General features: G+C 31.8%; 22 protein-coding genes. 14 read left to right on the plus strand and 8 right to left on the minus strand.

What is annotated here, in order from left to right; all coding sequences use genetic code 11:
- Positions 1 to 549 precede the first annotated feature (549 nt).
- From nrdI to CD150_RS11960, 8 genes are all read left to right on the plus strand, one after another.
- Positions 550 to 948 (plus strand): class Ib ribonucleoside-diphosphate reductase assembly flavoprotein NrdI, encoded by a 399-nt coding sequence (gene nrdI / locus CD150_RS11925; RefSeq protein WP_046207407.1) that lies wholly within the window; start codon positions 550 to 552, stop codon positions 946 to 948.
- Positions 911 to 3,016, plus strand: coding sequence for a class 1b ribonucleoside-diphosphate reductase subunit alpha (gene nrdE, locus CD150_RS11930; protein WP_046207408.1), 2,106 nt, complete (start codon positions 911 to 913; stop codon positions 3,014 to 3,016). Before nrdI ends, nrdE begins: the two co-directional genes overlap by 38 nt.
- Positions 3,017 to 3,254: 238 nt before the next feature.
- Positions 3,255 to 4,223, plus strand: coding sequence for a class 1b ribonucleoside-diphosphate reductase subunit beta (gene nrdF / locus CD150_RS11935; protein ID WP_019469517.1), 969 nt, complete (start codon positions 3,255 to 3,257; stop codon positions 4,221 to 4,223).
- 465 nt (positions 4,224 to 4,688) lie between these two features.
- A complete protein-coding gene (locus tag CD150_RS11940) occupies positions 4,689 to 5,657 on the plus strand; it encodes an ABC transporter permease (protein WP_073343203.1) in 969 nt (322 codons plus the stop codon).
- Positions 5,647 to 6,606 carry an iron chelate uptake ABC transporter family permease subunit gene (locus tag CD150_RS11945; RefSeq protein WP_073343200.1) on the plus strand — a complete coding sequence of 320 codons (960 nt, stop codon included), beginning with the start codon at positions 5,647 to 5,649 and terminating at the stop codon, positions 6,604 to 6,606. The genes CD150_RS11940 and CD150_RS11945 overlap by 11 nt, the downstream gene beginning before the upstream one ends.
- Positions 6,603 to 7,403 carry an iron ABC transporter ATP-binding protein gene (locus tag CD150_RS11950; protein ID WP_046207411.1) on the plus strand — a complete coding sequence of 267 codons (801 nt, stop codon included), beginning with the start codon at positions 6,603 to 6,605 and terminating at the stop codon, positions 7,401 to 7,403. Before CD150_RS11945 ends, CD150_RS11950 begins: the two co-directional genes overlap by 4 nt.
- Before the next feature lie 106 nt (positions 7,404 to 7,509).
- The gene (locus CD150_RS11955; protein WP_073343197.1) at positions 7,510 to 8,559 is read left to right on the plus strand and encodes a ferrated catecholamine ABC transporter substrate-binding lipoprotein SstD; all 1,050 of its coding nucleotides are present in this window, start codon (positions 7,510 to 7,512) and stop codon (positions 8,557 to 8,559) included.
- A 256-nt stretch (positions 8,560 to 8,815) separates the two neighbouring features.
- Positions 8,816 to 9,145 (plus strand): PH domain-containing protein, encoded by a 330-nt coding sequence (locus CD150_RS11960; protein WP_046207413.1) that lies wholly within the window; start codon positions 8,816 to 8,818, stop codon positions 9,143 to 9,145.
- Between the two features lie 128 nt (positions 9,146 to 9,273).
- Here CD150_RS11960 and CD150_RS11965 read toward each other — a convergent pair whose 3' ends face one another.
- From CD150_RS11965 to CD150_RS11975, 3 genes are all read right to left on the minus strand, one after another.
- Entirely contained in the window at positions 9,274 to 9,588 is a 315-nt protein-coding gene (locus CD150_RS11965) for a CHY zinc finger protein (protein ID WP_070657651.1), read from the minus strand.
- A gap of 12 nt (positions 9,589 to 9,600) precedes the next feature.
- A complete protein-coding gene (gene murB, locus CD150_RS11970; RefSeq protein WP_046207415.1) occupies positions 9,601 to 10,524 on the minus strand; it encodes a UDP-N-acetylmuramate dehydrogenase in 924 nt (307 codons plus the stop codon).
- Positions 10,525 to 10,648: 124 nt separating this feature from the next.
- Positions 10,649 to 11,191 (minus strand): GrpB family protein, encoded by a 543-nt coding sequence (locus CD150_RS11975; protein WP_046207416.1) that lies wholly within the window; start codon positions 11,189 to 11,191, stop codon positions 10,649 to 10,651.
- 127 nt (positions 11,192 to 11,318) lie between these two features.
- On the opposite strand from CD150_RS11975, the gene CD150_RS11980 reads away from it, so the two are divergent.
- From CD150_RS11980 to CD150_RS13495, 4 genes are all read left to right on the plus strand, one after another.
- The gene (locus tag CD150_RS11980; protein WP_073343194.1) at positions 11,319 to 12,206 is read left to right on the plus strand and encodes an EMYY motif lipoprotein; all 888 of its coding nucleotides are present in this window, start codon (positions 11,319 to 11,321) and stop codon (positions 12,204 to 12,206) included.
- Between the two features lie 153 nt (positions 12,207 to 12,359).
- Positions 12,360 to 12,680: a bacillithiol system redox-active protein YtxJ gene (gene ytxJ / locus CD150_RS11985; RefSeq protein WP_019469507.1), complete on the plus strand. Its 321-nt coding sequence runs from the start codon at positions 12,360 to 12,362 to the stop codon at positions 12,678 to 12,680.
- Positions 12,681 to 12,914: 234 nt separating this feature from the next.
- Positions 12,915 to 14,039 (plus strand): glycerate kinase, encoded by a 1,125-nt coding sequence (locus CD150_RS11990; protein ID WP_103161626.1) that lies wholly within the window; start codon positions 12,915 to 12,917, stop codon positions 14,037 to 14,039.
- Between the two features lie 157 nt (positions 14,040 to 14,196).
- Positions 14,197 to 14,352 (plus strand): hypothetical protein, encoded by a 156-nt coding sequence (locus CD150_RS13495; protein ID WP_164996910.1) that lies wholly within the window; start codon positions 14,197 to 14,199, stop codon positions 14,350 to 14,352.
- Between the two features lie 143 nt (positions 14,353 to 14,495).
- Here the strand turns inward: CD150_RS13495 and pepT are convergent, their stop codons facing one another.
- The 4 genes from pepT to gdpS form a co-directional block, all read right to left on the minus strand.
- Entirely contained in the window at positions 14,496 to 15,734 is a 1,239-nt protein-coding gene (gene pepT, locus CD150_RS11995) for a peptidase T (protein ID WP_073343189.1), read from the minus strand.
- 11 nt (positions 15,735 to 15,745) lie between these two features.
- The gene (locus CD150_RS12000) at positions 15,746 to 16,246 is read right to left on the minus strand and encodes a threonine/serine exporter family protein (RefSeq protein ID WP_046207420.1); all 501 of its coding nucleotides are present in this window, start codon (positions 16,244 to 16,246) and stop codon (positions 15,746 to 15,748) included.
- Between the two features lie 14 nt (positions 16,247 to 16,260).
- On the minus strand, positions 16,261 to 17,022 hold the full coding sequence (locus tag CD150_RS12005) for a threonine/serine exporter family protein (RefSeq protein WP_046207421.1): 762 nt from the start codon (positions 17,020 to 17,022) through the stop codon (positions 16,261 to 16,263).
- A 367-nt stretch (positions 17,023 to 17,389) separates the two neighbouring features.
- Entirely contained in the window at positions 17,390 to 18,460 is a 1,071-nt protein-coding gene (gdpS, locus tag CD150_RS12010; protein ID WP_046207422.1) for a GGDEF domain-containing protein GdpS, read from the minus strand.
- A 408-nt stretch (positions 18,461 to 18,868) separates the two neighbouring features.
- Between gdpS and CD150_RS12015 the strand changes: the two genes are divergently transcribed.
- Positions 18,869 to 19,927: a glycosyltransferase family 4 protein gene (locus tag CD150_RS12015; RefSeq protein ID WP_070039105.1), complete on the plus strand. Its 1,059-nt coding sequence runs from the start codon at positions 18,869 to 18,871 to the stop codon at positions 19,925 to 19,927.
- A gap of 213 nt (positions 19,928 to 20,140) precedes the next feature.
- Here the strand turns inward: CD150_RS12015 and CD150_RS12020 are convergent, their stop codons facing one another.
- Positions 20,141 to 20,782 carry a YigZ family protein gene (locus tag CD150_RS12020; RefSeq protein WP_046207424.1) on the minus strand — a complete coding sequence of 214 codons (642 nt, stop codon included), beginning with the start codon at positions 20,780 to 20,782 and terminating at the stop codon, positions 20,141 to 20,143.
- A 138-nt stretch (positions 20,783 to 20,920) separates the two neighbouring features.
- On the opposite strand from CD150_RS12020, the gene fakB1 reads away from it, so the two are divergent.
- Complete coding sequence (fakB1, locus tag CD150_RS12025; protein WP_046207425.1) at positions 20,921 to 21,784, plus strand: fatty acid kinase binding subunit FakB1; 864 nt, start codon at positions 20,921 to 20,923, stop codon at positions 21,782 to 21,784.
- Positions 21,785 to 22,020: the final 236 nt, after the last annotated feature.

The following is a 22,020-nucleotide window of genomic DNA, read 5'->3' on the forward strand; positions in this document are numbered from 1 at the left end:
GTATACCAATTAGTTCTAAAATATAATATATGAAGCGCAATATATAAGGCCTATGGCTAGATAATCCAGATATATCAAGCTTTAAAAAGAAATTAAAAAAAGCAAGCATTGAGCCTCTAAAAGTCGAAAAAATATTTTTTAAAAATTTAAAATTGAGTTTAAGGTTGAATTGGTGCCATTTTCATACTGTTTTCATTGTTTTGACATAAATTAAAGACTTTTAATAAGGCGATGAGTTATGTATAATGAAACACATAATATAGTATTAATGGCCAGGACGAAACACTATATATTGTGTTTTGATACGTGGTCAATTTATTTATAATAAATCAAATTTTAAGTAAAATCACACAGTTTCAGGCTTTAAATAATGACAAATAAGGCATTAATACTTAAATATTGAGTTTTTACATACCTACTTATAGAATTACAAGTTACTATATATAGTGGTTATTTCAATCATTTAATACATTCAAAAGCAACACCTCGAAAGCCTTACAATTTTTGATTTTCCAACTTACGTATTTCTATTAGAAAGAAGGTGAGCCAATGAAAGTGGTATATTTTTCGTTTTCCGGCAATGTGCGCAGATTTATAAAAAAAACCGAACTGACAAATGTTATGGAAATCACGCAAAATAATTGTTCAGAGAGAATTGAGGAGCCATTCGTTTTGGTCACTGGGACAATAGGATTTGGTGAGGTACCCCAACCAGTTCAAGCGTTTTTAGAAGTAAATGATGATTTATTAAAAGCTGTTGCAGCTAGCGGAAACCGTAATTGGGGACAAAATTTCGCAAAAGCTGGACGATCAATTTCGGAACGTTACCAAGTTCCATTATTATTGAAGTTTGAAGTACAGGGCACTGCAGATGATATAGATGAATTTAAAGATAAGGTGGGAAATTTCAATGAAGATTATGGACGAGAAGAAATACAATCATATTGAATTAAACAATGAGGTTACAAAAAGAAAAGATAATGGTTTCTTTAATTTGGAAAAGGATCAAGAAGCGCTAGCAGTTTATTTAGAAGAGATTCAAGATAAGACAATCTATTTTGATACTGAAATTGAACGCTTACATTATCTCGTGGATAACGATTTTTATTTTGACGTTTTTGAAAAATATTCAGAAGCGGATTTACAAGAAATTACAGATTATGCTAAAAGTATTGACTTTCGTTTTGCCAGTTATATGTCAGCAAGTAAATTCTTTAAAGACTATGCGTTGAAGACAAACGATAAAACACAGTTCTTAGAAGATTATAAGCAACATGTTGTGATTGTTGCACTATATCTAGCAAATGGTCATAAACCGACAGCTAGACAACTTATCTCAGCTATGATTGAACAACGTTACCAACCAGCAACGCCAACGTTTTTAAATGCTGGGCGTGCGCGTCGTGGTGAGCTTGTATCATGTTTCTTACTTGAAGTAGACGACAGTTTAAATTCAATCAATTTTATAGATTCTACAGCGAAACAGTTAAGTAAAATTGGTGGCGGTGTTGCTATCAACTTATCTAAATTGCGTGCTAGAGGAGAAGCGATTAAAGGTATTAAAGGCGTGGCAAAAGGTGTATTACCTGTTGCTAAATCCCTTGAAGGTGGATTTAGCTATGCTGACCAATTAGGACAACGTCCTGGGGCTGGTGCAGTGTACTTAAATATTTTCCATTATGATGTAGAAGAATTTTTAGATACTAAAAAAGTTAACGCGGATGAAGATTTGCGATTATCAACTATTTCTACTGGTTTAATTGTACCTTCAAAATTCTTTGAACTGGCAAAAGAAGGTAAAGACTTTTATATGTTCGCACCACATACAGTTTATAATGAATATGGTGTAACGTTAGATGACATTAATTTAGATGAATACTACGAAAGTTTAGTAGCCAATCCAAATGTTGATAAAAAGAAAAAAGACGCTCGTGAAATGCTAAATATGATTGCACAAACACAACTGCAATCTGGTTATCCTTATCTAATGTTTAAAGATAATGCGAATAAAGTACATCCTAACTCTAATATTGGTCAAATTAAAATGAGTAACTTATGTACAGAAATCTTCCAATTACAAGAAACGTCTATTATTAACGATTATGGTATCGAAGACGAAATAAAACGTGATATATCTTGTAACTTAGGATCTTTAAATATTGTTAATGTTATGGAATCTGGAAAATTTAAAGATTCAGTGCACACAGGCATGGATGCATTGACAGTGGTCAGTGATGAAGCAAATATACAAAATGCGCCAGGTGTTAGAAAAGCTAATAGTGAATTACATTCAGTTGGATTAGGCGTTATGAATCTACATGGTTATCTAGCTAAAAATAAAATTGGTTATGAATCTGAAGAAGCAAAAGATTTTGCTAACATATTCTTCATGATGATGAACTATTATTCAATTGAAAGATCTATGGAAATTGCAAAAGATAGACAAGAAACATTTAAAGACTTTGATAAATCAGATTATGCGAATGGGAAATATTTTGAGTTTTACACTTCGCAAACGTTTGCACCAAAATATGAAAAAGTACGTAAATTATTTGAAGGTTTAGAAATTCCTACACCGGAAGATTGGAAAGCATTACAAAAAGAAGTTGAAACTCACGGCTTATTCCACGCATATCGTTTAGCGATTGCACCAACACAAAGCATTTCTTATGTTCAAAATGCGACAAGTTCAGTTATGCCGATAGTTGACCAAATTGAGCGTCGTACTTACGGTAATGCAGAAACGTTTTATCCAATGCCATTCTTATCACCAGAAACAATGTGGTATTACAAATCTGCATTCAATACTGATCAAATGAAATTAATCGATTTAATTGCTACGATCCAAACACATGTGGATCAAGGTATTTCTACAATTCTTTATGTAAACTCAGAGATATCAACACGTGAATTATCTAGATTATATGTTTATGCACATCATAAAGGGTTGAAATCTTTATATTACACTAGAAATAAATTATTAAGTGTTGAAGAATGTACGAGTTGTGCAATATAAAACGAGGCTATCTAATTTAATGAACAAGGAAATATGAATCTTGAAATATCGCATATGTTTTAAAAACAAAAAGGTAATGCATTAAGTGAACATGATTTAAATTAAAGTGTATCAACATTATAGAAATAGAGTCACTTATGCAGAGGGATAGAAAATCTAAAGATATATTTAGATTTCTGTCCCACTTTCTGTGTTTTATAATTCAAATAAATATTTACTAGATAGGGGAATTATCTAAATGAAAGCAGTCAATTGGAATACTCAAGAAGATATGACAAATATGTTTTGGCGACAAAATATTTCGCAAATGTGGGTAGAAACTGAATTTAAAGTTTCAAAAGATATTGCAAGTTGGAAAACATTATCCGATGAAGAAAAAAATGCATTTAAAAAAGCATTAGCAGGTTTAACTGGTCTGGATACACACCAAGCAGATGATGGCATGCCATTAATCATGTTACATACTACAGATTTACGTAAAAAAGCGGTTTATTCTTTTATGGCGATGATGGAACAAATTCATGCTAAAAGTTATTCTCACATCTTTACAACTTTATTACCATCTAGCGAAACAAACTACTTATTAGATAAATGGGTCCTAGAAGAGCCACATTTGAAATTTAAATCGGATAAAATTGTAAATAACTATCATAAATTATGGGGTAAAGAAGCATCGATTTATGATCAATATATCGCACGTGTATCAAGTGTTTTTCTAGAAACATTTTTATTCTATTCTGGTTTCTATTACCCATTATATTTAGCTGGGCAAGGTAAAATGACAACCTCAGGAGAAATCATTCGTAAAATTTTATTAGATGAATCTATTCATGGTGTGTTTACTGGGATGGATGCGCAAAGTTTACGAAATGAATTGTCTGAAAGTGAAAAACAACAAGCAGATCAAGAAATGTATAAACTATTAGATGAATTATATAAAAACGAAGTTTCTTATACACAATCTTTATATGATGACATCGGTTTAACTGAAGATGTGCTTAACTATGTAAGATATAATGGTAACAAAGCATTATCAAACCTTGGATTTGATCCGTACTTTGAAGAGAGAGAATTTAATCCAATTATCGAAAATGCGCTAGATACATCTACAAAAAACCATGATTTCTTCTCTGTTAAAGGTGATGGTTATACATTAGCGCTAAACGTTGAAGCATTACAAGATGAAGATTTTATTTTTGAAGACTAAATTGCCACCATTTCAACTATCATAATAATATAAAATTTAGTGATTGCAGATGTCTGAAATATAAGCAATTTTTAATCACCAATAAACGTCAGTTTCTATTGAAATTATATAGAAATTGACGTTTTTTTAATTTGTATAAGTTTCGTTCGATGTACTACAATTTACAAATTTTATGCCAATACAATTAATTCGAACACTAATTTTGTCTTACGTAATAGTTAAATGAGTGATTCAAGTGAAACGACAAAAATTTCTATAAATACTTGAGTATAAAATGAAAGTACTTGATTAAATGTCTTAGTTTCTAATTTAGTTATTTTTGACATAAATGGAGAATTGTTTTGATAATCTCTATTATTGCTATTGAATTTACTTGCAAAGATGATAAAATTTAATTTATAGGTATTGATAATGATTATCACATTCAATACGATATAGCGTTTATGAAAGGATTAATTACTCACTATGAAATTTTTACTAAATGGCGTTGTCTTAGCTATTATTTTATTCTTTTTAACTATCCTTTCTTTATTTATAGGCGTTAGTAAAGTATCGATTACTGATATTTTTCATTTAACGCATGAACAAGTAAATATCATCGTGTCTAGTAGGATCCCCAGAACTATAAGTATCTTAATATCTGGCAGTACTTTAGCGCTTTCTGGACTTATTATGCAGCAGATGATGCAAAATAAATTTGTGAGTCCAACGACAGCAGGGACAATGGAATGGGCCAAGTTAGGTATTTTAATATCAATGATATTTTTTCCACAAGAGAATATTATTATTAAATTAATATTTGCAGTAATATTAAGCATCGGTGGCACATTCTTATTTGTTAAATTAGTACAGTACATACGATTCACAGATGTTATTTTTATTCCACTTTTAGGTATTATGCTTGGTGGTATTGTGTCTAGCTTAGCGACATTTCTTGCTCTAAGAACGAATACTGTACAAAGTGTAGGCAACTGGCTTAACGGAAATTTTGCTATCATTACAAGTGGTAGATATGAAATATTATACTTAAGCATTCCTTTATTAATACTTACATATATATTTGCTAATCATTTCACGATTGCAGGGATGGGGAAAGATTTTAGTAATAACTTAGGCGTTAACTATGAAAAAATAATAAATATTGGTTTATTTATCACTGCGACTATAACAGCGCTTGTAGTTGTTACAGTGGGGACATTACCATTTTTAGGCCTCATTGTTCCGAATATTGTGTCAATTTTTAGAGGTGATCATTTAAAACAAGCATTGCCTCATACAGCAATGTTAGGGGCAGTATTTGTTATGTTTTCTGACATAATTGGTAGGATTATTGTCTATCCATATGAAATAAATATTGGTTTAACAATTGGTGTTTTTGGCACGATTATTTTCTTAATCTTATTGATGAAAGGAAGACATAATTATGCAGATTAGTGCTAAATCAAAGTTAATGATATTAATCGCTATCACTTTATGTGTTGCTTTAATTTATCTTTTCATCGGTATTGATTTCGAAATTTTTAGATACCAGTTTATCAGCCGTTTTAGAAAATTAGTACTTATGCTATTGGTAGGTGGAGCAATTGCAGCTTCAGTAGTCATTTTTCAGGCAATTACAACGAATCGTTTGTTAACACCGTCGATTATGGGGCTTGATGCTGTATATATGTTTGTGAAAGTATTGCTAGTATTTGTGTTTGGTGTACAGTCTGCATTTGTTACTAATATATATTTAAGTTTTGCTACTTCACTGTTAGTAATGGTTGTATTTTCATTATTACTATTTCAAGGCATCTTTAGAATTGGTGATGTGTCAATATACTTTATTTTACTCATAGGAGTTATTTTAGGCACTTTCTTCAGAAGTATCACTGGATTTTTAGAACTGATTATTAATCCTGAAGACTTTTTGGCAGTTCAGAGTTCAATGTTTGCCAATTTTGATGCTTCCAATAGTAAATTGGTGATGCTGTGCGGAGTTATATTAATGATATTAATCCTTATTACAGTGATTGCGATACCATATTTAGATGTACTTTTATTAGGCAAAGACCAAGCAATTAATTTAGGTTTGTCTTATAAAATGATTACAAGATTATTACTTATACTTGTTGCGATATTAGTATCCATCTCTACTTCATTGGTAGGTCCAATTACATTTTTAGGATTGTTAACAGTTAATCTAGCACACGAATTGATGAAAACCTATGAACATAAATATATATTACCGGCAACGATTTGTTTAAGTTGGTTGAGTTTATTTATTGCACAGTGTGTAGTGGAAAATTTATTTGAAGCGACGACGCAAGTGAGTATCATTATAGACTTAGTAGGTGGAACGTACTTTATCTATCTATTAATTAAAAGGAGACATGCGAATTGATACGTGTTCAAGGATTGACTAAAACGATTCAAGATAAAACGATTTTAAATGACATTAATGTAGAAATCAGTAAAGGGCGTTTAACTTCAATGATAGGTCCAAACGGCGCTGGTAAGAGTACCTTATTATCAGCAATCACACGCTTGATTGATTTCGATAAAGGAACTATTGAGATTGAGGGGAAAGCTATATCTGAATATAAAAGTAATGAGTTATCTAAAAAATTATCTATTTTGAAACAGGCCAATCATACTGAGTTAAATATTACTGTGGAGCAACTTGTTAATTTTGGAAGATTTCCATATTCGAAAGGACGCTTAAATGAGGCGGATCGAGCGCAAGTTGAGTATGCCCTTGAGTTATTGAATCTTAAAGAAATTAGACACCGTTACTTAAAAACATTGTCAGGTGGTCAACGACAACGTGCATATGTAGCTATGACGATAGCACAGGACACAGAGTATATTTTGCTTGATGAACCATTAAATAATTTAGACATGAAACATTCAGTTCAAATTATGAAAACATTACGTCAACTTGCTAAATCACTCAATAAAACTATTGTTGTTGTCATACATGATATTAATTTTGCTTCGTGCTATTCAGATGACATCATTGCATTGAAAGATGGAGAAATGGTCAAAGCAAGTACTAAAGATGAAGTTATACAAGAAGATACGCTTAAGACACTATATGATATGGACGTTAAAATTGAAGACATTCGCGGACAACGTATTTGTGTATATTTTGATGAAGAAACAGCAGAGTATGAACTATCGATATTACAATCAGTCTAAAATGAAATGGTTGTTAATGAAGGGAGTGATGCAACTGCAACGTTGTTCATTTTAAAAGGCATATTGAAATGGTGATTAACTTTATTATTCCAGGAGGATTAAACATATGAAGAAATTTGCTTTATTTATGGTTATAGGTTTAATGTTTTTATTAGTAGCATGTAATAATGGAGGTTCAGACGACAAAAAGTCATCTGACACAAAATCAGATAATAATGAATCAAATAAAACAGTTAAGATAGAAAATAATTATAAAGCTAATGGCGAAAAGCGTGATGGCAGTGACGCAAAATCTGTAAAAGAATCAGTTGATGTTCCAGTAAATTCTAAAAATGCAGTTGTCTTTGATTATGGTGCATTAGATACATTAAAAGAGTTAGGGCTTGAAGATAAAGTTAAAGCACTTCCTAAAGGTGAAGATGCTAAATCATTACCAGATTTCTTAAGTGAATTTAAAAGTGATAAATATTTAAATACTGGTAGTTTGAAAGAAGTGAATTTTGACAAAGTTGCAGAAGCAAAACCTGAGGTAATATTCATATCTGGACGTACAGCTAACCAAAAAAACTTGGATGAATTTAAAAAAGCAGCACCAGATGCTAAAGTTGTTTACATAGGCGTAGATAATAAAGATGAAGTTAAGTCGCTTAAAGCCAACGCTGAAAAAATAGGTAAAATTTATCAAAAAGAAGATGAAGTTAAGTCTCTTAATAAAAAATTAGACGATAAAATCGCAGGTATAAAAGAAAAAACAAAAGATTTAAAAGATCAAAAAGCGTTATATTTATTAGTAAATGAAGGTGAATTATCAACATTTGGTCCAGGTGAACGTTTTGGTTCTATGATATTTAATACAATGGGCTTTACACCAGCAGATAAAGAAATTAAAGAAAGTAATCATGGACAAAATGTTACAAATGAATATGTTGCAGAAAAAAATCCTGGTATTATTTTTGCGATGGACCGCGGACAAGCTGTAGCAGGTAAATCTACTGCTAAAAAAGCATTGAGCAATGATGTCATCAAAGATGTTGATGCGATTAAACATAATAAAGTATATGAATTGGATCCAAAACTTTGGTACTTCTCAAGTGGTTCAACAACAACTGCAATTAAACAAATTGAAGAAGTTGAGAAAGCAATAGATAAAAAATAGTAATAGTCATAAGTGGGGATTGTCTTAATAACGTATACTAAAAGCAGTGAAAATCACTTTAAACGTGAATTCACTGCTTTTTTAATATGGTATAGTCTTGCTTACCAATAGTTATTAAATGTGACAGGAATGCGCTTGATTAATCTCAATTGCTTTTCGCTTGGCTCAGTACTAAAATGACATTGAGCACTTAAGTAATAAATTGATTTAAAAACTTGTATAATGAATAAAAATAGTAAAAGAAGGTGACATAAAAATGATTTTAGATAATGTGAACCCAAATGATTTATTTCCAACAGAAAAGAAAGGACCTAGTGTATTGGGTACGATAGAGTATTCTGTACAAGGTTCTACAGAATTTGAAGGTGCGTTTATTGCTACAAACGAACGCATTATTTTAAATGTAGATATGAATGGGGAATTCTATTATAGAAGTATAGGTTATGATGAAGTAGAGAAAATTACATACGAAGACGGTCGCATTCATTTCACATTTAATATTGGACCAATGCCGATGAAAGATATACAAAAAGGTGATGCAGAAGCGTTTGTACAATTTGTAAAGGACAAAATAAACATTCAATAAGAAGATAGTGTTTAAGAGAATTTGCCTTTACCATGTTTAGGATGGATTTACGATATTTGAATATATCAAAGAGCGAGACAGAAATTAGAAAAATAAATTTCTGTCTCGCTCTTATTGTTAAACGCCAATTATATAGAAAAGTACGTGCTGTAATGATATTTACAGCGATTATTAAAATGGGCATCACAGTTTGGACAAGCTTCAATCAACATATATGCATTGATTGTCATTTCATGTTTACATACACCACATAAAATAGCTTTTGTATTAAACTCTTCAGTTTCCCATCTCTGTATTGGGTGAGAGGTGTCTTCATTATGACATTTATAACATGGATAATATTTATTACAGCATTTGAATTTAATTGCTATTACATCTAACGGTGTATGGTAGTGTGTACAACGTGTCTCGCTATCTACAGTTGCACCATATATTTTTGGCATCTTATAACACTCCTAACGTTCAATAGGATGCTCACCGATGATTCTAACTTCTGGATGAAGTTCAACATCAAATTTAGCTTTAACTGTTTTTTGTACGTGATGTATTAAATCTTCGTAATCAGTTGCAGTACCTTTATCTACGTTTACCATAAAACCTGCATGTTTCTTTGATACTTCTACGCCACCTATGCGATAGCCTTGTAGATTTGAATCTTGTATTAATTTACCAGCAAAATGTCCTGGTGGTCGTTGAAAGACGCTGCCACAAGATGGATATTCTAGTGGCTGTTTTGTTTCCCTTCTTTCAGTCAAATCATCCATTTTCTCTTGGATATCTTGTAGATTGCCAGGCGTTAATGTAAATGCAGCTTCTAATACAACTAAGTGTTCTTTTTGAACGATACTATTACGATAATCTAACTCAAGCTCTTTGTTTGTTAGTGTGATTAAGTCTCCTTTTTCATTAACGCATAGGGCATAATCGATACAATCTTTGACTTCACCACCATAAGCCCCCGCATTCATAAATACAGCACCGCCAATTGACCCTGGGATACCACAGGCAAACTCCAATCCAGTTAGTGCATTGTCTCGTGCAGTACGTGATACATCAATAATTGCAGCACCACTTCCTGAGATGATTGCATCATCTGAAACATCAATATAATCTAACTGGAGTAAACTGATGACAATGCCTCTAATTCCACCTTCTCGGATAATAATGTTTGAACCATTCCCTAAATACGTGACGGGGATATCGTTTGTGTAAGCAAAATGGACGATAGCTTGTACATGCTCATTTTGCGTTGGAGATAAGTAATAATCTGCTTGACCTCCCGTTTCAGTGTATGTATAGCGTTTTAGTGGTTCGTCAACTTTTATAATATTTTTTGGAACTATTGCTTCTAATTCTTTTAAGATGTCATCTTTATGCAATTATAGAACATCCTTTCCTGTTGAATTCATTTATATATTATACCAATGATTTAACTTGTTTGCTAAACAGTATATCGCTTTATTGAAAACGATTCAGTTTATTTATTCTTTTAATGTTTAAACGTTAGTGATGTGTGTTCGATAAATCTTTATTAATTTCACGGAGTAGTTGTTTAAAAAGTAATTGTTTCTGATTTTCGTATTCACGAATTGGCGCTGTATCAGTTGCTAAATTGTACTTTTGTTTTCCGAAGTGAGTTGCTGAAGATGCATTGATTGTTAAATAATAATTTGTCTTCAGATAATCATTATAAAGTTGTGAGTCTATTTGAACAATATGTAATCGAGCAATTTGTTTTAAATCAATGAGATTATTAAATTGAGCCATAACTACTTTTTTGTGATATGGATGATGAAGTCTATAAAAACCTTGATAATTTAGTCTTTTTTCATCTAAAGCAGTGATATCATGTAAATCATCTACCCCTACTAATACATCTAAAATAGGTTCAGTAGGGTAGTTGAAGTGGCTAGTCCCTCCAATATGATGTGTTGTTTTTACTGGTGTATCTAAAAGGGTCAATAATTTATGACGTAGCATCTTATATTGTTTAATAAAAGTTTGCTGAACATCTTCTTTGATAAAAGGTTGAACATCCGAATACATTGAATTAAATCACTCCTTTAAATGATCAAAATAAATTGTTAAACTATAAATTCTGGAATAATATATCATATATTATTTTCAAGTTAAATAAGTTTCTGTATAATACGTAATGATAAGGAGTGCAGAAATGAAAAAATTAATGTGCTTTGTTTTATTAGTTTGTTTTGCTGTCGTAATTGTTGCTTGCGGACATGAAGGTGCCAACGAATTTAAAGATTTTGATAGCACTTTAAATGATGTAAAGCAAAAAGAAAAGGCGTTCAATAAAGAAATGGATTCTATTGATTTAGAAAACATTAATGATTTAAGTAAAACAGATATGACTGATAAAAACAAAAAAGAATTTAATCAATTGCAAAACAATTTGAATAGCAAGTTAATACCTAAATTTGAAGCATATGAGAAAGCTACAAAAAATCTGCCAGCACAGTCCGAAGAAACCAAGGAATTAAAATCTAAATATTTAACATCAATCAAAAAGAAAAAAGCTGCGATTGATGAACTTAAAACATTTGTTGATTTATACAATCAGTCAGTTAAAGCAAATGAAGATATTTTAGATTATACAAAACTTTTCGAAAAGAATAGATCACAAGTAGAAGAAAATATGAAAAAAGCTAATAATGCAGGTGAAAGTGTTAAAGGCTTTAAAGAGAAGTTAGAACAAAATAATAAAGATTTAAAAAATACAGCGGAAAAAGAATCGAATGCTAGAAGTGCTAAATCAGAGCAACAAGCCATTGAAAATCAAATTATGCCATTAATAAAAAAACAAATTAAAGACTTAAATAAGGCAGAAATTACAGATGGTTATGTGAATGATGCGCGTAAAAATACGATTGAGATGTACTACAGCTTACAAAATTACTATGAAACAAGAGAAGAGACAATTGAAATTGGTGAAGCAATAGCTAAAATAGACATTAATCAATTACCGAAAGAAAGTAAAGATTTAAAACAATATGATAAGGATTTTAATAAAAAGTATGCCGAAATAAAAGGTAAATATCAATAATAAATTATCCAGTTAAGTTATGAGATTTGTAATAAACTGTTAACAATAAAAAGGTAATTGTGTATAATTGGAAACAATGATATGTGAATATCATTGGAATTTCACACTTTTAGATACAATGTGGTGTGTTAAATATTTTTAGAGGTGAATAGAATGGCTATAAAGCTGAGTTCGATTGACCAGTTTGAGCAAGTTTTAGAAGAAAATAAATATGTATTTGTGCTGAAACATAGTGAAACATGTCCTATTTCAGCCAATGCTATTGATCAATTTAACAAATTTTTATATGAAAGAGATATGGATGGTTATTATTTAATCGTACAACAAGAAAGAGCTTTATCAGATTATATAGAAGAAAAAACGAATGTAAAACATGAATCGCCACAAGCATTTTATTTTGTGAAGGGACAAGCGATTTGGAATGCAAGTCACGATCATATTAATGTGAAATCTTTGGCAGGCGCTGAAGAGTAAAAAAATAAATATTTAAAAAAGAAACGCTTGTTAAGCTTTAAGTTATATTAAAAGGTTTAGCAAGCGTTTCTTATAATGTGAAAAATTGTGTTTTGGCATGTATAATATAAAGTTGAATTAGTCATAAATCCACGGTAATTGAATATTGATCATTTTATCAGGCGTGGTATTCGAGTCAATTTAAAAATAAAGCTATGAAAAATGTAAGGTAATATGAATATTAGAGGTGACAAAATGAAAGTATTAGTAGCGATGGATGAATTTAATGGTATTATATCTAGCTATCAAGCCAATCGGTATGTAGAAGAAGCGGTTGCTAGCCAAATAGAGAAAGCGGATATCGTACAAGTACCGTTGTTTAATGGTCGGCATGAATTGATGGATTCTGTCTTTTTATGGCAATCAGGTACCAAATACAGAGTGGTTGCCCATGATGCAGATATGAATGAAGTAGAAGCAGTTTATGGTATTACAGATAATGGCATGACAATTATTGAAGGCAATCTATTTTTAAAAGGACAACGACCAATTATAGAAAGAACAAGTTATGGTTTAGGTGAAATTATACTTGATGCAATAGAAAATGGTGCTGAACATTTAATTATTTCGTTAGGTGCTATTGGTAGTTTTGACGGTGGTGCTGGCATGCTTCAAGCACTCGGAGCTAAATTTTATGATGACGAAGCGCAAGAAATCGATGTTACGCAAGGCAGTCGTGTACTAAAATATATTAGACGTATAGATGTTTCTCAAGTTAATCCAAAATTGAAAGATATGAGAATTCAACTTATGTCAGATTTTGATAGTAAATTATATGGTAAAAATAGTGAAATTATGCAAACATATGAAAATTACCAAATTTCGCATCAAGAAGCGGCTGAGGTAGATAATTTAATTTGGTATTTAAGTGAGATGTTTAAAGCTGAATTGAAAATCGCACTAGGACCTATTCAAAGAGGTGGCGCTGGTGGAGGTATAGCTGCAGTGTTAAACGGCTTATATGATGCTGAGATTATGACAAGTAATGAACTAGTGGATCAGATTACACATTTAGAATCATTAATTCAACAAGCAGATTTAATAATATTTGGTGAAGGTGTGAACGAACAAGATCAAATTTTAGAAACGACGACCGTTCGCTTAGCTGAGTTAGCTACAAAATATAATAAACCGTCGATTGCCATTTGTGCTACTGATGATAAATTTGATTTGTTTGAATCGATGGGTGTAACAGCAATGTTTAATACATTTATCGAAATGCCGCAATCCTTTACAGATTTTAAAATGGGCATTCAAATTAGACATTATACGGTTCAAGCGATTAAGTTATTGAAAACACAATTTGATGTTAATCAATAAAACAAGTATGCATCGTTGTCTATAGATGTGCTAGAACGATAAAATTACTAATTTAACATCGGCAAAATTGTCCTGAACAACTTGTACCAAGTAAAACCGCCAATTTCTGTAGATTTACAATAGAAATTGACGGTTTTTTTAATAGCGTTTGGAGATGATGAAAAATAGCACCATTATAACGATGACACCTGATGGCATTGTAGGTTTAAGCAAGCATAACATTGCAAAAGGTATGGGAACGTGGACTAGAAATGTATGCATAACCAAAATGATAAAACATAAATTTAAAAAAGAGGATGGAACAGAAATCTGATTATATTAAAAAGATTTCGTCGTTCCACCCTGGCAAGTAAAAAGTGATTACATAAGCTAGCTCAAGCATAAGCCTTAATAACGCAATAAATTGAGCGGCAATATTAAGGATTACCTGAGCTAGCGCTCTATATGGTACTAATATTACTTATTATTTTGATAAGTTACTACTACTTCTTGGGCGATACCAACTATAACGTCAACCGCTTTTTCCATGACATCAATAGATGCATATTCGAAAGGACCATGGAAATTATCACAGCCAGTAAAAATGTTAGGGGTTGGCATTCCCATAAATGAAAGTTGTGAACCATCTGTACCACCACGGATTGGTTCAGTATTAGCTGGGATATCTAATTTGTCAAAGACACGTTTAGGAATATCTATAACATGTGGCATAGGCTTGATTTTTTCTCCCATATTGTAATACTGATCGTTTATTTCAACTTCAATGGGTTCATCTTCAAAATGACTATTGATATCATTTTTAATTTCTACTAAACGTTTTTTACGTAAATCAAACTCATGTTTATCATGATCACGAATAATATAGTAAAGCTTTGCTTTCTCAACATCACCATCAAATTTCATTAAATGATAAAAACCTTCATAACCTTCTGTACGTTCAGGCACCTCATTTTGTGGTAAAAGTGCATTGAATTGCTGGCCTAAAAGTACAGCGTTGACCATCGCATCTTTTGCGGAACCTGGATGAACATTCACGCCATGACAAGTTACAGTCGCTTCTGCAGCGTTAAAACTTTCGTATTGTAACTCACCAAATTGACTACCATCCATTGTATATGCAAAGTCAGCATTAAAACGTTCGACATCAAATGCATGTGGCCCTTTACCGATTTCTTCATCCGGTGTAAAAGCTACTCTGATACGACCATGTTTGATTTCTGGATGCGACGTCAAATGTTTTAAAGCTTCCATAATTTCAACGACGCCAGCTTTGTCATCTGCTCCTAATAGCGAAGTACCATCTGTGATCATTAAAGTATGTCCTTCTACTTGTTTCATTGCAGGAAAGACATCTTGGCTTAAAACTCGATTTGTATCACCAAGCTGAATTGGTTTCCCATCATAACGCTCAATGATTTGTGGATTGACATTTGTGGCATTGAAATCAGGTGAAGTATCAACATGTGCTAAAAAACCGACAGTCGGGATAACTTCGTCTACATTACTTTCTAATGTTGCAAATAAATAGCCATTTTCATCAACATCAGTTTCTAAACCCAAATCAGTTAATTCATCATTCAATAAATCCAATAAATCCCACTGCTTTTTAGTGGAAGGTGTTGAATTTGAAAGTGGATCAGATTGTGTATCAATTTTGACATATCGCGTAAGTCGTTCAATAATATCATTTTTCATAAAAACACCCCTTATGCTCTGTTATTCATATTATATGATTTCTTATATATTTTACCATTCATTTTACCAATATGTTGTTTTATGCGTGTATAAATATAATAAATAATCTCTGCACACAGAATACCAAAAGCAATTGCACCCGAAATAAGTGTTACTTCGAGAAATGTATTGACGGCATGTGTATATTGGTTACTCACTAAGTAACGTGTTGCTTCATACGCAAGTCCTCCAGGGACAAGCGGAATAATGCCAGGCACAATAAAGATGATGACTGGTCTTTTATAACGTCTACTCATGGTATGACTCATAATTGCTAATATAAAACTCCCTAGAAATGAAGCCATAACTTTGCCTAATTCTAAATCAAGGGTTACTTTATAAATAATCCATCCCATAGCACCAACGAAACCACAAGCTAAAAGGAGACGTCGAGGTGCATTAAAAATAACAGAAAATAGCATCGTTGCTAAATAACTAATAATAAACTGTAAGACATAATAGCCAATGACCATTTGAGCACTCCTTTTTAAAATATTAATAATACGATTGCAACACCAGCGCCTATAGCAAATGATGTTAGTGCCGCTTCGACACCGCGAGACATACCAGCGATGAGTTCTCCTGCCATAAGGTCACGAATAGCATTTGTAATTAAAATACCAGGAACTAATGGCATGACACCTGCAATGGTAATAATATCTTGGTTTGCTGCCATACCTAATTTTGAAAATGAAGCTGCTATCGTAATCACAACTGCAGCACTAATAAATTCTGAAAAGAACTTTATTTGTATATAACGTTGAACAAAGTCAAAAGTTAAAAATGCACCAGCTCCTGCAAGAATTGCAAAAAAGAAGTCATTCATAACTCCACCAAACATAAATAAGAAGAAGCCACAAGCTATGGCGGCAGCAAAAAATTTAGTGATAGATGAAAACTGTAGTGATGCATGATGTAAATGTATGAGTTCAGATTTTGCTTCATCTATACTTAATTGATTACTAGAAATCTTTCTAGATAAACTATTTGTTAATGCTATTTTTTCTAGATCAGTCGTACGCTCACGTATACGGATAAGTCTTGTATTTGTACGGTTATTGAGTGAAAATATAATCGCTGTAGATGTTACAAAACTATACGTATCATCTAAGCCAAAACTTGCTGAAATTCTATTCATCGTATCTTCAACGCGATAAGTTTCAGCGCCACTTTCAAGCAATATTCTGCCTGCGATGAGCACAACGTCAATCACTTTATCTTCATCAATGATAGTGATCGAATCAGACATAGCTGGGCACCTCCTAAATTTTTTGTAAATCAATCAATAGAAAGTTTACCGTGTACTAAGGTAACTTTCAATAGTATTTATTTCAGTACAGATTGTTATTATCATTAACCACCTATATTGTAACAAACTTAAATTTATAAATGATATGTTTAATTATAAAAAATATTGAAGTCATGCATATGAGTTGTTATAGCTTAAGCATATTTGCATGTGTACACTAACGATTTAAGCACGTTACTTTCAAAAGTGATTTGTTATGGATTATGTTGAATTCGCCATATTTGAATAGACCGTTCCATGATATAAATTAAAAAGCTTGAGATATATAATTTAAATTATCCCAAGCTTTGAAAATACATTTATTTAGTTATAATTTAACTATAGGGTTAAACATCACTTGATTACGACCTTCATTTTTAGCCATATGCAACATATCATCTGCAACTTTAAAGACGGTACGTTGAGATTTATAATCATCTTTAGTTAGGTATCCGACACCAATAGAGACTGATAATTTAATCATTTCTTTGTTTGGTAAATGGAAAGTAGATTGTTCAACGCCTTTACGGATACTTTCACTTAACTTAACACATTGGTCTAGTGTGTAGTCATATAATACTACAGAAAACTCTTCACCACCATTACGGTAAATGCTAAATTGTTCAGGCACATAGTTTTTTAATAATTGTGCGATTTGTCGTAATACAGCATCACCTGAATCATGTGAATACATGTCGTTAACATCTTTAAAACCATCAATATCAATGAGTAGTAAACCTAAGCTTTCATCATTTTCTTCTGCAATGCGTGTAGTTTCATTCAAATGTCTATCGAATTCTTTAACATTGCCTAAACCAGTCAAATAATCAAATCTATCTTCATTCTCATAGCGATTTACTAATGAGAAGAAATGCCAAATATCTACGAATGTAATCGAAGAAGTGATGGTTAAAACGAATGATAACGGTATCATATATAGTACTTCTTTAAATTCATAATACGGACTAATCAATGATAAGATGACAAATATGACTAGCGTAATTAAGTTGAGTATTTGTAATGAGATAATATCATTTTGTTTTAAAAATGGACCTATTGCTCCAACAATGATGGCTATTACAATTAAAATCATTGCAGTTATAATCGTATAATCACCAATTAATACATTAACTAAAGATACGATAAACGCTGCTAAAACTGTATAAACCATATTTGTATATCTACCTAAAAATAAAATCGGCACAAAAGATAAATAGAGGACATACTCATTAAAGATAGGGACAGGTTTAACAGATAATAATAATGCTACAATGGTCATTAAAATCGTGACGTATTCTTTTGAAAACACCATATTCTTATTTTCAGAGTACTGTAATCGGTGGAATAAATAAATTCCTGCGACAGTGACCGCAATATTATAAATAATAGCTTCAAACATTTTTCTTACGCTCCTTTAAATAAACACTTAGTCATTGTAAGTGAAAAGTTACATTTTGTCATCATTGATATTTAGAAATTAATAACATTCGTTTAAAATTCATGTTAAAATACTTATTTGAGTGATTGTAAAATATATAAATTGATTATTCTATAAAAAAGAAAGTGAATTTCGGCGTTGAACTCTGCTAATGATTACATTACTATTTGTATTACTAAAAGTACATCGTGTATTATAGACTTAATTGAATCGTTTATAGAATTTTCGATACATATATCAAGTGAACTATGTTTTGAAAATATACAAGTGTATATCCATAACCAAATATGATTTCATATTTAGAATATTTATAGAGACTTTAAACTCAAATTCAAAATTATAAAGACTTAAATTAATGAAGGTGAACTGATGTATACGTTATTATTAATCATTTTTTCAATGATTGTCAGTTTAATACTTACTCCCATTGTCATAAAGGTTTCCCATAAATTGGGCGTCGTTGACCAGCCTAATTTTAGGAAAGTACATAAAAAACCAACTTCTGTCTTAGGAGGTACTGTGATACTACTTTCCTTTTTATTGGGGATTTGGTTAGGGCATCCAATTGAAACAGAGGTGAAGCCACTTGTCATTGGAGCAGTATTAATCTACTTAGTAGGGTTAATAGATGATATCTATGATTTAACGCCAATCTTAAAATTATTAGGACAAGTGATTGCAGCACTGGTTGTCGTTTACTACGGCGTAACCATAGATTTCATCTCATTACCGATTGGACCGACAATACATTTTGGTATTTTAGGTGTTCCAATTACTGTGATATGGATTGTAGCGATTACCAATGCGATTAACTTAATTGATGGATTGGATGGTTTGGCATCTGGTGTAGCAACTATCGCTCTGATGACTATTGGTTTCATCGCAATATTACAGGCAAATATATTTATCATAATGATCTGTAGTGTGCTTATCGGTGCGCTATTAGGTTTCTTATGTTTTAATTTTCATCCGGCTAAAATATTTTTAGGTGATAGCGGCGCATTGCTTGTTGGTTTTATTGTTGGTTTTCTTTCGCTTTTAGGTTTCAAAAATATTACGTTTGTGTCTTTATTTTTCCCGATTGTTATTTTAGCAGTACCGTTCATAGATACTTTATTTGCTATGATACGACGTGTGAAAAAAGGGCAACGTATTATGCAAGCGGATAAATCGCATTTACACCATAAATTACTAGAATTAGGTTATTCACATCGTCAAACAGTAATACTGATATATTCAATCGCGTTGTTATTTAGTCTTTCAAGTATTATTTTGTATTTATCACAACCATGGGGTGTACTCATGATGCTTGTGCTCATACTCATTACGATTGAACTCATTGTTGAATTTACAGGATTAATCGATGATGATTATAGACCGCTCTTAAAATTAATTGAAAATAAAGAGCGACATAAAGAAGATGAATAGATAAACTACCTAATTAGAACCTGAGATATGAATATCTCAGGTTCTAATTTTATATGATTAACAATGATTTACAAAGCCACGACTGATAATACTTAATTTTTCAAATTATACATTCATCACATGCATCAATGTATAGAGGTAAGTTTATGTTTACCTGATAATTGTATGACAGTTATGCATTTTTGAAAGGTCATAAACTGAAATGGAAATGGTTTAGTTTGTTGGTATGTCAAATGGTAGCTTAATGATAGCTTGCTCATCTAAATCATAGTTACCAGAAGTGATTTTATTTAGAAAAGCAATAAAATCGTCATACTCCGCTTCTACCACGTCTATTTGATAACTCACTTTGTCTGTGTAGGTTGTGTTTCGTAAGAAGAATGATGTTTGTGCTAATTCATATTCAAATTTACCTGTAAGATCATAATCGATAGTGATTGTAGTTGGTATTGCTGAACGCAAAGCAACACGTCCTACTTCATAAATAACATCTCTCACAGCACCACTATATGCTCTTATTAAACCACCGCCGCCCAATTTTATACCACCGAAATAACGCGTAACTACGACACAAACATTGTGAACTTCTAGTTTTTTTAATATTTCAAGCATTGGTACGCCTGCAGTTCCACTTGGCTCTCCGTCATCATTTGCTTTTTGAATATTCATCTGTGCTCCAACTGTATAGGCTGAACAATTATGTGTCGCTTCCCGATGTTCTGATTTTACCAAGTTGATAAAGTCTTTAGCGTCTGCTTCAGATTCAACAGGTTTGATATGGGCAATAAAGCGTGATTTGCTAATTACATTTTCTATCATATGTTCTTGCTTTATTGTTATGATTGATTCATCCATATTTAAACACTCCAGTCATAGTTTCGATCAATACCTATTATTATACACGGTTCTGAATTCAAGTTTAATGTAAAAATAAATTTTCTTTTAATATAAAATAATGTATCATAGTTGTGAGTATAATTGAGGAGGATTATGATGAAAATTGCTGTATTAACAGATTCAACGAGTTATCTATCTCAAACATTAATTGATAAATATAATATAAATATTGCGCCACTAAGTGTAACTTTTGATAACGGTGAAAATTTTGAAGAAAATGCATCTATTTCAGCAAATGAATTCTACGAAAGAATGAAAGCATCTAAAACAATTCCTACGACAAGTCAGCCGGCAATCGGTGAATTTGTAACTAAATACGAACAATTACGTGATGAAGGCTATACGGATGTCATAGGCGTTTTCCTTTCTTCAGGTATCAGTGGTACTTATCAAACAGCTACACAAGCGGGTGAAATGGTTGAAGGTATTAATGTTCATACGTTTGATTCGAAAATTTCAGCTATGGCAATGGGGAGTTTCGTATTACGAGCAATTGAATTAATTGAACAAAATGAAACACCGCACGCTATCATTAAAGAGCTTGAAGCAATGCGAGAAGTCACTGGTGCGAGATTGATGGTAGACGATTTAAAAAACTTGCAAAAAAGTGGACGTATTACTGGAGCCCAGGCGTGGATTGGTACGATGTTAAAAATGAAACCAGTCTTAAGGTTTGAAGACGGTTTAATTTTGCCAGATGAAAAAATACGTACTAAAAAACGTGCGCTTAAAGAAATTATCAATAAAGTGATTGATATCGTTAAAGATTATGAAGAGGTTACGTTATTAGTTATAGGTGGAGATGTTCAAGAGGATACAGACTGGCTGTACAATGAATTACAAAAAAACTATCCACAATATAAAGTACACCGTTCAAATTTAGGCCCTGTGGTCGCAGCTCATTTAGGTCCAGGCGGTATGGGCTTAGGTTTCACTGGTAGATCTATTCGTATAGACTAAATTATAGATTCAAAAGTATTATTATCATTTTTAAGAAAAGTAGTATTTTTTGCAAGAGATGTATAGTGAAACCAACACTTCGTTCAGTCATCGATGCCAACCATAATATGACAAATGAGTTGTTTAGCATTTAAATTACTGTACGACTAACAAATAAATCATTTATTTTATAGCGGGTCTTTGAAATTAAAGTGAAATTTAATTTTTGACTCGCTTTTTGGTTTGGAGGAAACATA

The sequence above is a fragment of the Staphylococcus ureilyticus genome, assembly GCF_002902235.1.
Classification (GTDB): Bacteria; Bacillota; Bacilli; order Staphylococcales; family Staphylococcaceae; genus Staphylococcus; species Staphylococcus ureilyticus.

Coding starts and splice junctions, on each gene's coding strand:
- nrdI (WP_046207407.1), top strand. CDS start 550: ATGAAAGTGGTATATTTTTCGTTTTCCGGCAATGTGCGCAGATTTATA.
- nrdE (WP_046207408.1), top strand. CDS start 911: ATGAAGATTATGGACGAGAAGAAATACAATCATATTGAATTAAACAAT.
- nrdF (WP_019469517.1), top strand. CDS start 3,255: ATGAAAGCAGTCAATTGGAATACTCAAGAAGATATGACAAATATGTTT.
- CD150_RS11940 (WP_073343203.1), top strand. CDS start 4,689: ATGAAATTTTTACTAAATGGCGTTGTCTTAGCTATTATTTTATTCTTT.
- CD150_RS11945 (WP_073343200.1), top strand. CDS start 5,647: ATGCAGATTAGTGCTAAATCAAAGTTAATGATATTAATCGCTATCACT.
- CD150_RS11955 (WP_073343197.1), top strand. CDS start 7,510: ATGAAGAAATTTGCTTTATTTATGGTTATAGGTTTAATGTTTTTATTA.
- CD150_RS11960 (WP_046207413.1), top strand. CDS start 8,816: ATGATTTTAGATAATGTGAACCCAAATGATTTATTTCCAACAGAAAAG.
- CD150_RS11965 (WP_070657651.1), bottom strand. CDS start 9,588: ATGCCAAAAATATATGGTGCAACTGTAGATAGCGAGACACGTTGTACA.
- CD150_RS11975 (WP_046207416.1), bottom strand. CDS start 11,191: ATGTATTCGGATGTTCAACCTTTTATCAAAGAAGATGTTCAGCAAACT.
- CD150_RS11980 (WP_073343194.1), top strand. CDS start 11,319: ATGAAAAAATTAATGTGCTTTGTTTTATTAGTTTGTTTTGCTGTCGTA.
- ytxJ (WP_019469507.1), top strand. CDS start 12,360: ATGGCTATAAAGCTGAGTTCGATTGACCAGTTTGAGCAAGTTTTAGAA.
- CD150_RS11990 (WP_103161626.1), top strand. CDS start 12,915: ATGAAAGTATTAGTAGCGATGGATGAATTTAATGGTATTATATCTAGC.
- CD150_RS13495 (WP_164996910.1), top strand. CDS start 14,197: ATGAAAAATAGCACCATTATAACGATGACACCTGATGGCATTGTAGGT.
- pepT (WP_073343189.1), bottom strand. CDS start 15,734: ATGAAAAATGATATTATTGAACGACTTACGCGATATGTCAAAATTGAT.
- CD150_RS12000 (WP_046207420.1), bottom strand. CDS start 16,246: ATGGTCATTGGCTATTATGTCTTACAGTTTATTATTAGTTATTTAGCA.
- CD150_RS12005 (WP_046207421.1), bottom strand. CDS start 17,022: ATGTCTGATTCGATCACTATCATTGATGAAGATAAAGTGATTGACGTT.
- gdpS (WP_046207422.1), bottom strand. CDS start 18,460: ATGTTTGAAGCTATTATTTATAATATTGCGGTCACTGTCGCAGGAATT.
- CD150_RS12015 (WP_070039105.1), top strand. CDS start 18,869: ATGTATACGTTATTATTAATCATTTTTTCAATGATTGTCAGTTTAATA.
- CD150_RS12020 (WP_046207424.1), bottom strand. CDS start 20,782: ATGGATGAATCAATCATAACAATAAAGCAAGAACATATGATAGAAAAT.
- fakB1 (WP_046207425.1), top strand. CDS start 20,921: ATGAAAATTGCTGTATTAACAGATTCAACGAGTTATCTATCTCAAACA.